General features: G+C 59.2%; 7 protein-coding genes. 3 read left to right on the plus strand and 4 right to left on the minus strand.

What is annotated here, in order from left to right:
• Positions 1-320: 320 nt before the first annotated feature.
• Both JK213_RS12710 and JK213_RS12715 read right to left on the minus strand, forming a co-directional pair.
• Entirely contained in the window at positions 321-1,271 is a 951-nt protein-coding gene (locus JK213_RS12710; protein WP_194262228.1) for a hypothetical protein, read from the minus strand.
• Positions 1,268-3,535, minus strand: coding sequence for an AAA family ATPase (locus JK213_RS12715; protein WP_194262229.1), 2,268 nt, complete (start codon positions 3,533-3,535; stop codon positions 1,268-1,270). Before JK213_RS12715 ends, JK213_RS12710 begins: the two co-directional genes overlap by 4 nt.
• Before the next feature lie 655 nt (positions 3,536-4,190).
• Here JK213_RS12715 and JK213_RS12720 point away from each other — a divergent pair.
• The 3 genes from JK213_RS12720 to JK213_RS12730 are packed head-to-tail and all read left to right on the plus strand — an operon-like array spanning position 4,191 to position 9,596.
• Positions 4,191-4,985 carry an ImuA family protein gene (locus JK213_RS12720; RefSeq protein ID WP_194262230.1) on the plus strand — a complete coding sequence of 265 codons (795 nt, stop codon included), beginning with the start codon at positions 4,191-4,193 and terminating at the stop codon, positions 4,983-4,985.
• Positions 4,870-6,423 carry a DNA polymerase Y family protein gene (locus JK213_RS12725; protein WP_228125461.1) on the plus strand — a complete coding sequence of 518 codons (1,554 nt, stop codon included), beginning with the start codon at positions 4,870-4,872 and terminating at the stop codon, positions 6,421-6,423. Before JK213_RS12720 ends, JK213_RS12725 begins: the two co-directional genes overlap by 116 nt.
• Positions 6,420-9,596: an error-prone DNA polymerase gene (locus tag JK213_RS12730; RefSeq protein WP_194262231.1), complete on the plus strand. Its 3,177-nt coding sequence runs from the start codon at positions 6,420-6,422 to the stop codon at positions 9,594-9,596. The genes JK213_RS12725 and JK213_RS12730 overlap by 4 nt, the downstream gene beginning before the upstream one ends.
• 257 nt (positions 9,597-9,853) lie before the next feature.
• Here the strand turns inward: JK213_RS12730 and JK213_RS12735 are convergent, their stop codons facing one another.
• Positions 9,854-11,491 carry a hypothetical protein gene (locus JK213_RS12735; protein WP_194262232.1) on the minus strand — a complete coding sequence of 546 codons (1,638 nt, stop codon included), beginning with the start codon at positions 11,489-11,491 and terminating at the stop codon, positions 9,854-9,856.
• Between the two features lie 38 nt (positions 11,492-11,529).
• Positions 11,530-11,892, minus strand: coding sequence for a helix-turn-helix domain-containing protein (locus tag JK213_RS12740; protein WP_194262401.1), 363 nt, complete (start codon positions 11,890-11,892; stop codon positions 11,530-11,532).
• Between the last annotated feature and the right edge of the window lie 53 nt (positions 11,893-11,945).

Consider the following 11,945-nt stretch of genomic DNA (forward strand, 5'->3'; position numbering starts at 1 on the left):
GGACAGGCTGTAGTCGCCTTCACCTCGGACATTCGGACGTTCATGGTAATTGCCTGAAAGCGGACATTACTAAACTAAGCTTGATAGACTGAGTTTGAGACAAAGCGGCCATTCCCGCTGAGCTATTCGAACGTCCGGATCTCCCGGAACCGGCCGGTCACAGGATCAGGGACTACGCATCTTGCCGGCCTGATGATCGTCGGCTTGGGGCGCCGGCCCCGACCGGCGCGGTGTGACCGGGGCGAGGTGGGAGCTCCAGAAGGATTAAGGCGGAGCTTCGTCCAGAACCCTGGGAGCCCCGACTGGCCCGCTTGCCGAGTTCAGATCTCTGGAAGGTTATGGTCTGGATGTTGATCCAGCCAAGCCGACACTGCACCGTCGCGATCATCGGGCAGTTCCTTGGCTGTGGTGTTCATCAAGCCAGCGCGCCGCAGATATCGGAATGCGGCTCGACCACCGGGGATCATGTTGAGGCGCCTAGCATCCTTCCAATGCCCTCGCACCATCGCCTCTTCCGACGCGTATAGCGCGTCCACGTCGGTCGTTACGGCCATCACCTTGTGGTGGATGTAGGTAACACGCTTACCTTCCAGCTCCTCTCTCAGCTTACGGTGGAACAGCAAGTTGCTGCCCTTGCGCATTGCTCGCCGATGCTCTGCCCAACGCGTCTTCCAGCTGCGCGTCGTGATGCCGACGTAGAAGTAGCCGTCGACCGGATACGACGCGCCTTCGCCGAAGATGTGCTGGTAGAGCACGAACGACTTTTTCGGCCAGCCGGACGGGAATAGGAGCAAGTGAGCGGGGGCCGAGAACAGTAAGCTAGGCTCGCCGATGGCGGACGAAGGCACGTTGATATCGAACCGTCGGGCAGCGTCCAGGAAAGCCGAATCCGCGACCCAATCGATCCGGATGATCGGTGAGAGGATGAGTTCGTCGGCCTGCGGGGGTTTGCCGGATCGATAGCCTTCGCTCCCGACAGATACGCATCGATGTCCGGGGCGCATCGTCTCCTGCGGGGCGACGAAGCGGGGTCCGTTCCGCATGAACATCATGTGGAAGTCGGGTATCGCCTGTCCAGACTTCACGCGGATCACGCCACCAGGCTCCCGCGCGCTACTCAACCAGTGCGCGCCATATTCCGTCTTGCACCAAGCCCGCAGCCGCCGCTCGACTTCGCTGCGCAGCTTGTGCATCGGCGTCGGCGTCAGATGCTCCCACCAGGCTTTGTCGATCGTGATCTGCGCTTCCGCACCGGCCGACTTCGGTTTCACCGCGCAGGTTGCTCCATCAGAGCGGCGGCCGTCGCGTGTTCGGCGGGAGCCTCGTCATCGTTAACGTCATCTACGCGCATCATCATGCGGTAGTGCGCACCCTGTCCGGTCTTCTCAAACACCTGTTCGAACACACGCAGATATCCCTCCACCGCGTTCTCATCGATGGCGACGTAGATGTCGTCGTGGGCGCTGTGGGAGCCGTCGTTGATCCAGGAGAACAGCGATGCGCAGATCTGAGAATCGCGTCCATCGAACTTCGCGACGATCTCGTCTTGCTTGAGGCCGCCCAGTACGATGAGGTAGTTCTCGACGATCCTGCGCATCGTGTTCTGGATCGTCAGGCTCGCCCGGTTAGGATTTCGGACATCCTCCCACAACAGCTCGTAGGAGGTCTTCACCGGGTTCTGCTCGTAGCGATGGAGTGACGAGACGTTGTCGCGCTTGCGGACGACCCAGAAGGTTTCGAAGGCGCGCACGCCTGTGAGTGGTCGACGACGGTCGTAACTGACCTCCTTGTGGAAGTAGATGTTATGCGTGAGCACGAACACCTGCTTAATGTTTCCACGGTCATCCGAGGTGTCGGAAATCACCCTTCGTATCAGCGCGCTGACGATGAACAGCACATCGGCGTCGAGGCTCGACACCGGATCGTCGAACACGACGATTCGCTCGGCCGTGGTGTTGTTGCTTGAAAGGCTACCGGCCAGGCGATGGTAGAAATACAGGAACGTGATGAACGAGCGCTCACCCTCGCTAAGTGTACGTGCGGCGTCCGTGCCGTCGAGCCGCACGATCCGGTACATGTCGCTACGTTCACCCGCGACCTCGAGCTTGAAGTTCAAGAATCCGAATGAGGCGAGGATGCTGTTGATGGTGTCGACCGTAGGCCGGACGCTGGTGATCGATTCTTCGATCTGCCTGCGTTCCCGGTCCTTCTCAGTCCTGAGAGCCGCCTTATTGGTGATGCTCGCCTGGAGGCCGGTGATCGTACGTTGAATGCCGCTGGTGGCCGTCGTGAAGGTGTCGAGGTCGGTCCGGCGCTCCTCTACCACAAACCGCCAGACTTCTGCGATCAGCCTGCGCTTCGCGTTGCCGAGATCACGAATGGTCTTGTTATATCCCTCTGCCGCCTCATTGGCGGCCGTGATCATCGCAGATATGGCAGCTGACTGTGTAGACGTCGGCTCTAGGTTAACCACATTACTAGGTTCGCGCTGCTTGGCATCGATACGGCTCTGGTTCAGCGCCAGCACCGTCTTCAATGCAGTGTAGTGTTCTTCGAGGACCGAAGCGTCGATGAACCTGCTCGGAGCAGACAGCATGGCATCGATCCGCGCGCAGATCGTATCGACGGCTGCCGTGTAGTCGCGCTTGAGGCCCGCGATCGCCTCCACGTCCCTCAGATACTGCTCGTCGAAGAACTCGTTCAGGTCACGCGTCAGGTCGGGCGGCGTGGGTTGCTGGCAGAAGGGGCATCTCCCGCTCGCTACGTCGAGGTATCCCACGCCCTGCTTCACCCAGTCGCTATTCCCGAGCCGGCGGATCAACTCGGCCACGACGACGTCGTCGCGACCGACCACTTGGCGGGCCAGGATCGCCGCCCCGTCCAACCCCGTCAGTCGATCGAAGGAGATCGCGGGGATCGACGTTTCCACTGGTGCCGCCGACTGGAAGACTGTCTCGGCGTGGGCGATAAGCTCTTCGAGGGTCTTGAGATCAACGCCCTCGACGGCTGCCTCCTGCAATACCTTATCGCAGAAGGCCACTCGACCACCCCGATGGCCCGTGAATGCTGCCTCGAATTTGTCCTTGTGGTCCTGCTGAGATTTCCAACAGGCATGCTCCAGCGCAGTCCGTGCCGCAGCGAGTTCTCCCTGGCGTCCGCTATTGCCATCGTCGCCCTGGAGCTGCACCCGCAGTCCGGCCAACTGGCGGTCGATGGCCTCGATCTCCTGCGACAGGCGCGCGATATCAGCAGCAGCTTGCGTAGACTCTTCGCCCAGCGTGAAGATGCCGGGCATCTGCTCGCCGAAATTGTGCTCGGCGAAGTCCCTGTTGTAGACGAGTGTCTCAAGCGTGCGCCCGTTCGCCCATATCACTTTGAAACCGGCACGGGACGCGGCGTCATTCACAGCCCGCGAGATCGTCGTTTTCCCGCATCCGTTGTGGCCGAACAAATAGTTGACTTTCTTCAGGTCCGTCAGCCGCTCGCCGGCGGCCGGATAGGTCGCCTCGCCGGCGATCTCGATCGCGGTAATCAAGCCTCTTCTCCCAAATTCCCCCTAAAGAAGATAGTATCTCGATCCCGCGATCTTCGCCACAAAATCGGGTCAGTTCCAACCGCTCCGAACCCCTCGCGTCATCGACGTGGTCACCGGTCGAGTGACCGACAACATGCAAACTTTCGGATAATTGCCGTTGTCGTTCGGAGGCTTCGCGCCGAGCAAATGACTGCCTCTTACGGAAGCTGCCAGTCAAAGCTCGATCGGCGAGCGACGCATTCTGGTCGAAAGCTGCAAATGTCAGCATTCAGTTATTTCTTCCCTATAACCGACATTCCACTTACCCCCCCTTGGCGGACATTACATGTTGCTTCTGGTGCGGGTTAAAAGATCAGAGATCCATTCAGATAAAGCTCCTGAAGCCTTTGTCTTAGGACGCCAATGTTGTCATGGGAGCGTCGGCTGTGCGCATGTGAATTCTCCCCTGGGTTTCACAGGGGGGGGAGGAATTGAGGAGGAAGAATCCTCTACCTTCAAGTCTTTACGTCACCTCCCGGGATTTTCCTGAGCAACGAGTGGACAACCAGTCTGCCTGTCCGGTGCAAATTGGCATTGACTTGCGCAATCACATGAGAACAAAATAAGAACATATAGTCTTGAAATTCTGCCAGACAAGGGGCGGCGGACCTGTGCAATGAGTGCTTCTTCCAACACGAAACCAGCGCTGGAGACGTTGCGTGCTGCCATCAGCCGTCTGGAAGGTCATACGAACCGGCGTCGGTCCGTTCTGCCTTTTGGTGTGAGGGAGATCGATAGTCGTCTGCCAGGGGGAGGGCTCGCGCTGGGGGCTCTCCATGAAGTGGCCGGTGGCGGCAATGATGCGCTGCATGGTGCGGCAGCCGGACAGTTCGTTGCCGGGATCGCGGCCCGGACACGCGGCAAAGTGTTGTGGATCGTCACCCGTCAGGATGTGTTTGGTCCCGCGCTCAAACAGGCCGGTTTGTCCGGCCGAAGGGTCATTTATGTCGAGGCCGCCGCGGAGGCTGACGTTCTGGCATGTTTCGAAGAGGGGCTGCGGCATGGCGGTCTCGGGGCCGTGGTCGCAGATGTGGCGCGTCTGTCGATGACGGCGTCCCGTCGCCTGCAACTGGCTGCTGAAACATCCGGTGCGCTTGGCCTCGCGATCCGGCGCTGGCGCCGTCAGACCGAGGCCGCCGATTTTGGTCAGCCGACGGCGAGTGCCACGCGCTGGCGGGTGTCCGTATTGCCCTCGGTTGGGTTGCCGGTGCCGGGAGTGGGTCGACCCCGCTGGTTGCTGGAACTGATCCGAGCCCGTGCGGGCGAATGTGCTGATTTTGAAGTGGAGGCCTGCGATGCCAAAGGGAGGCTCGCCTACAGGAGTTGTCTCGCGGGTGGTCTCGCTTTACCTGCCGCTCTGGCCAACAGACCGGATCAGGAAGCGGTTGGGGCACGACGCGCCAGCGCCTGATCTCCCTCTGGCGCTGGTAGGGCGGGAGGGGCGTCGTCGCGTTGTGCTGTCGGTTGATCTGGCGGCCCGCAGGCTGGGTCTGCGTCCTGGCACACCGGTCGCCAAGGCGCAGGCGCTCTATCCGGATCTGGTCCTCATGGATGCCGATCCCGAAGGCGACCGGCAGGGGCTGGAAAAGCTGGCCTTGTGGTTCCAGCACCGGATTTCCCCTCTCGTCGCAACCGATCCGCCGGATGGCCTGATTCTGAACACCACGGGTGCTGACCATCTTCATGGTGGTGAGTGCACCATGCTCACGGACATGATCCATCGTCTGTCCAGTTCCGGCCTCAGAGCAAAAGTAGCCATAGCCGAAACGTGGGGCGCCGCTCACGCGCTCGCACGTTATGGCCAAGCGTCGCTGACTATCGTGCCGCAGGGGGACGTGGCTTCCGTCCTTTCTGACTTACCCATTGAAGCCCTGCGTCTGCCCCCCAGGAGTATCGAAGGGCTGATAGCGCTAGGGGTGTCGCGGATTGGCCCACTCGCTGCGATGCCGCGGGCCCCGCTGACGCTACGCTTTGGCCCCGACATAGCCCGTAGACTGGATCAGGCCTTCGGTCGCGTGAGTGAGGCCATCATCCCGATCCGGCCTGTTGACCCGGTGCAGGTGGTGCAAAACTTTGCCGAGCCGATAGCTGCGGGGGAGACCATCGCCCGCTATATTGGCAAGCTGGTTCCTGTGCTGTGTAAAAAGCTGGACGAGCGCGGGCAGGGTGTGCGGCGTCTTGATCTACTGCTGCACCGCGTCGACAGCCGCACCGAAGCTGTCCGCGTGGCCACGGCGACGCCGGTGCGGGACGTCAAGCGCCTGACCCGGCTGCTGTGCGAGAAGATCGAGACCATCGATCCCGGTTTCGGCATTGAGCGTATGGTGCTGATTGCCTCGCTGGCCGAGCCGATGGACCGGCGTCAAACCGTCTCCTCCCTGACCGAAGAGGAAGAAAGCGATGTTTCCGACCTGATCGACACGCTGGCCAATCGGGTCGGCACCCATGCGCTTTATCGGTTTGCCGCGGTGGAGAGCGATCTCCCCGAAAGGTCTTTCTGCCGCGTGCCGGCTCTTGCCCCGGAAGAGGCAAAGGATTGGCCCAATCACTGGCCACGTCCGACACGTCTGCTGCCGCGTCCCGAACCGGTGCAGGCCATGGCAGAACTCCCCGACCAGCCGCCGTTGTTCTTCATCTGGCGTGGCGTCCGGCGCAAGGTGAAATGCGCGGATGGCCCCGAACGGGTTTTCGGGGAGTGGTGGAAGGATGACACCGAACTGACCATCGCCCGGGACTATTTCCGGGTGGAGGACACGAGCGGAGAGCGGTTCTGGCTCTACCGCGCGGGGGATGGTGAGCATGGCGAGACCGGATCGCAGGCCTGGTTTCTGCATGGCATTTTCGGGTGACGTCCTCGGTACCTCCTTATGCCGAGTTGCAGGTCACAACGTATTTCTCGTTCCTGCGCGGGGCCTCATCGCCCATCGAGTTGTTCGAGGAGGCGAAAGCGCTTGGGATTGAGGCGCTGGGGATCTGTGACCGCAATTCTCTGGCTGGCATGGTGCAGGCCCATGTTGCGGCGAAAGTGGCCGGAATCCGGCTGGTCGTCGGGTGTCGCCTCGACTTTGCTGATTTTCCGTCGGTGCTGGCCTATCCGACCGACCGCGCCGCTTATGGACGGTTGTGTCGGCTGCTTACCATCGGCAAGGCCCGCGCCGGGAAGGGCAAGTGCCATCTACTCTGGGAAGATCTGGTTCATTGGGGCGAGGGGCTGCTTGTCATCCTGATCCCAGACGTGGCTGATGACGCATGCGCTCTGCATCTGCGAAAGCTGAAAGACATCTTCGCCGATCGCGCTTTCATGGCGCTGACGCTGCTCCGACGTCCCAATGACCAGATGCGGATTTATGAACTGGCGCACCTGGCGCATCAGACAAGAGTGCCAACGGTCGTAACTAATGACGTGCTGTTTCATACCTACGACCGGCGCATCCTGCAGGATGTCGTCACCTGTATCCGGCACAACACCACCATCGACGACGCCGGGTTTGCCCGTGAACGTCATGCGGATCGCTACCTGAAACCGCCTGAAGAAATGGCCCGACTGTTCAGCCGGTATCCGGAAGCCGTGGCGCGGTCCGTCACCATCATGAACCGTTGCAGGTTCAGTCTTGATGATCTGGCCTATCAGTATCCGGATGAAGTTTCGGTCCCGGGTCAGACGCCGCAGCAGGCCCTTGAAGCCCTGACGTGGGAAGGGGCAGACAGTTTCTATCCCGAGGGGATCCCTGACGAGGTTCGCAGGAGCCTCCATCATGAACTCGCCCTGATCGCGCGCATGGATTACGCGCCTTACTTTCTGACAGTGCACAGTATCGTCCGTTACGCCCGTTCCCGAGGTATTCTGTGTCAGGGTCGGGGTTCGGCCGCCAATAGTGCCGTTTGCTACGTGCTGGGTGTCACGGCCATCGATCCGGCCCGGAACAACCTGTTGTTCGAGCGCTTCATCAGTGAGGAGCGACGCGAGCCACCGGATATTGACGTAGACTTTGAACATGCGCGCCGGGAGGAGGTGCTCCAGTGGGTTTACAGTCATTATGGCCGGGACCGCGCAGCCCTGACGGCTGTCGTGACGCGTTATCGCGCCAAGGGTGCATTGCGGGATGTCGGCAAGGTCATGGGATTGCCTGAAGATCTGATCCGTACGCTCTCCGGGCAGATCTGGGGCTGGGGGCGAAAGCTGGAAACAGACACGCTGACGGACACCGGCATCGATCTCTCTGATCGCCGCATTCGTCTGACCTTGGATCTGGCCCGCTGCCTGATGGGCGTGCCACGCCATCTTTCCCAGCATCCCGGTGGCTTCGTGCTGACCCATGACCGGCTGGATGAACTGGTCCCGGTGGAGCCAGCGGCCATGGACAACCGGCAGATCATCGAGTGGGACAAGGATGATATCGACGTCCTGAAATTCATGAAGGTCGACTGTCTGGCGCTGGGGATGCTGACCTGCATGAAGAAAGGGCTCGACCTTCTGGCCGAACACAAAGGCCAGCATTTTACGCTGGCGACCATTCCGGCTGAGGATCCGCGCACATATGGAATGATCCGCAAGGCCGATACGATCGGGGTGTTTCAGATCGAGAGCCGGGCGCAGATGTCCATGCTGCCGCGCCTCAAGCCTCGCGTTTTCTATGATCTGGTCATTGAAGTTGCGATCGTGCGGCCTGGTCCCATTCAAGGGGATATGGTCCATCCTTACCTGAGACGGCGCGAGGGACTTGAACCGGAGGAGTATCCGACACCTGAACTGGAGAAGGTGCTGAAAAAGACCCTTGGCATCCCGCTGTTTCAGGAGCAGGCGATGCAGGTCGCGATGGTCTGTGCGGGATTTTCAGCCAGCGAGGCGGATCAGCTGCGCCGCGCCATGGCGACGTTCAAGAATACTGGCACGGTCTCCCAGTTTCAGGCCCGGCTGGTCGAAGGCATGAAGCGCAAAGGATACTCGGAAGAGTTTGCCGAACGGATTTACCAGCAGCTTGAGGGCTTTGGGTCGTACGGTTTCCCGGAGAGTCATGCGGCAAGTTTCGCAATTCTTGTCTATTCTTCGTCCTGGATGAAATGCAGACATCCCGATGTGTTTCTGGCGTCCCTGCTCAATTCCCAGCCGATGGGGTTTTATGCACCGGCCCAGCTTGTGCGGGACGCGCGCGAGCATGGCGTTGAGATCAGGCCAATCTGTATCAACGCGTCACGATGGGACAGTACGCTTGAAGGGCCAGAGACAGGAGAGGGCAGATTTGCTGTCCGGCTGGGCATGAGCCTGGTGAAGGGACTTGCCAATGATGAGGCCGCACGGATCGTTATCGCGCGGGGGGCAAAACCGTTCACATCAGTAGACGATCTGTGGCGTCGGGCAGGGGTGAAGGCAGCCTCGTTGACGCATCTTGCCGAGGCGGACGCCTTCCGGCCGACTTTCGGTCTCGCAAGACGTGAGGCTCTTTGGGCTATCAGAGCCCTGCGTGACGAGCCCTTGCCGCTGTTTGCTGCGGCCATGGTCGAACACGAGGCAGAGGAACCCGATATGTTGCTCCGGCCCATGCAGGAGGGGGCCGAAGTGACACGCGATTACAACCGGACCGGCCTGACCCTGCGGGACCATCCACTCGCCTTCCTGCGCAGCGATTTGTCCGAACAGGGCATCGTGTCCTGCCGACAGGCACTGGATGCAAAGGACGGACGCAGACTGACTGCGGCAGGGCTTGTGCTGGTGCGGCAGCGTCCGGGCTCGGCGGAGGGTGTGGTGTTCGTCACTCTGGAAGATGAGACCGCCGCGCTGAATGTCATCGTCTGGCCGGACATGTTCGAGAAATACCGACGCGTCGTGCTGTCCAGTCAGATGTTGGGCGTAAAGGGTCGTCTTCAGAAGGAAGGCGAGGTCGTGCATCTCGTCGCCCGCGAGATCATCGATTTCTCTGCGCTTTTGGCTGATGTCGGGAACCGTTCTCTGCACAGCGTTGGCAGAGAACGGCAGGAAACACAGTCCGAGAAGATCGTCGTGGCATCACGAAATTTCCACTGATCTGTGTAATGATGGTCTAATCTCAGGGTGACCTGATCAATGGGTCGCGTTAGAAATGAATGCCGCATGTTGCCAAGCCAAGGAAATAGATGCTCTCTACGCGCTCTATGACAGCTGATGTTGCATTTATTCTTCTGGTTACTGTGGCCATCAGCACTACCGAGGGGGCGAAAAACGGTCCCTCCTGACAAGCTGAGAGTGCAGGATGGCGATAAGCAAAAACCTGGAATGGATGCCTTCAAAATGGGGGCTGATCTTCATGGGCTCATCTGAATGGCGGCTTCAACTCGAAGGTGAAGCATTCGTCCATACGTCTTTGTAGCCATTCTGCTCTGTTGCATCGCTCTCGCAATGGCCCCGGTCCTGTATGCCTGCCGAAGTGCATAAATAGACCGAAATTCGATATAATCGAGGTATTTGAAAAAAGCTGAGGGAGAAATCAAAGTCTCTCTGATCTGGCGTAGATCCTCGAATTTCATTCGGGTCAGGGCAATCGCGTCCTCTAACTTCGCCTTATTCCCCTGAACACCCGCAATTCCTAACTCGTGCTTCAGCACTTTCCGGCTGCGGGCCCTGGTTCTGGCTTTCGCGCGCCGTAAGGCGTCTTCATAAGCCAGTTCCGATGCCCGATATGTCCAGGAAACCGTAGCGTTGGTCCAGCTTGAGAGCGGTGTTCGCGGCATTTCCGGCTGCGCACTCCGCCGGTTTTGCCTGATGAGGTGCGATTCATAATACAGGCAATCCGTCATTTCGGCCTCGCGGCAAAAAGTCTGAGCAGGATTACAAAGATTCTTATCTTTTTTAAGACGACTACCAGAGGGGGGAAGCGTCTTACCGGTCGAGGCTGTCGTCGCCCTTGACAAAAGCCGCAAGTATTTCCGCGCGGTACTCTCGCACATCCCGGCTTTTTCGGACACCGCTTTCGCTGTGAGCTTTACACTCGCTGGCCACGTGCGGACGGTGTCGAGGACCCGTTTGCGAAATTGTTCAGAGACGCGTCGTGCACTTTCCGGTCCTGCTGCCGCCTGTCGCTCCTTACCCGGGATACTGTCGCGAGCATCCTTCTTGGCCTGGAATTCCCGATAGGCATGAATACGCTCGCACATCTGCCGGACATTCGCGCGCTTTAAGGGAGACGTAAAACGTCTGTTTTCCTGATAAGCAAAGCGTACAATAGTCTTATACGACGCGACTTTCCGAAACCGGAAACGCACGATATCAAAGAGCAGCTTGTTTCTCTCAGGAATCGACAAACCTTCGTCGAGACGTTCATTAAGGATGGGCTGCTCTGCGAGAAGGTTCAATAATGCACAATTGAGAAAGTGCAGATCGACCGGTGCGGTTCCGGAAGTGGTTTCAACATGTGTCCCCCAAGGCGTAGGGATGAGTGTTTCAGGGGGCTGCGGTATGGCTCCCAGGAATTTTCCTATCAGACTCTCCGCGAGATCCGCATAACATTGCGGCGCCTTTCTGGCCCGTTTTCCTAGGATGACGGGATCCTCAAGCCACAGGACTGCAAAAACCTTTTCGGTCACGCCATCTCTGATGATCCAGGGGCGGATAGAGGTCGGGAGCAGGTCAAGGCGCGTCTCCCAGCCCGGGTTGAGCAGCCAGGTCAGACCATTACGTGCTTGCCGTGTATTCGCACACAGGTAGTTTTGATGAACTGCGTCTGGTAGCGGAACGCGCCTAACCTGCTCGTTTAAGGCGCTACATGTCTCCGTCCAGCGCGGAAAGCGAGGCAACAGCGTTTGAGCGATGGTGCGTTGAGCCAGTTCAAAATTTCCAGCTTCTGAAAGAGCGGCCTGCAGGATGTGAGGCGTCTCCACGTGCCAATGCGGGAGGCCGTCCAAAGGATTAGGATTGGCACTGCTTATAGCTTTGGAGACGCTCATGATTGAAGCTCACTCTTTCCGGGACAACGAGGACTTTTTCAGGAAAACAAAAGACTGATCATGCATCCGGCCATAGCCAGGGCGAGCAGAAGACTGGCCTTTGCATAAAAGGAGACCGGCATGAGGACGATCTGGCCTGTGGAGCGGGGCCGACCTCTCTTGCGCTTTAGGGCGACGGGGTTCAGGTCAGACCCTGCAGAAACCCCTTTGGCGTGGCCCGGGTCTGAAACGCGGTCGTCGTATTGAACGCGCGAGGCAAGAAATGCATCAAGGTCTTGCTTGCGAAAGCGCAGTCGTCTGCCGAGTGCAATAAAGACGGCAGGTCCCTGACCACGCGATCGCATCGTCCGGAAACCATCATACGATATCCGGAGGTATTCTGCGGCCTCCTTCGAAGTCATGACCGCAAGGGAGGCGTCGTAATCCGGTCTGTCCACGTCCGTGTCTCACTGCT

Origin of the sequence: Gluconobacter sp. Dm-44, assembly GCF_018256175.1 — a bacterium.
GTDB lineage: Bacteria > Pseudomonadota > Alphaproteobacteria > Acetobacterales > Acetobacteraceae > Gluconobacter > Gluconobacter cadivus.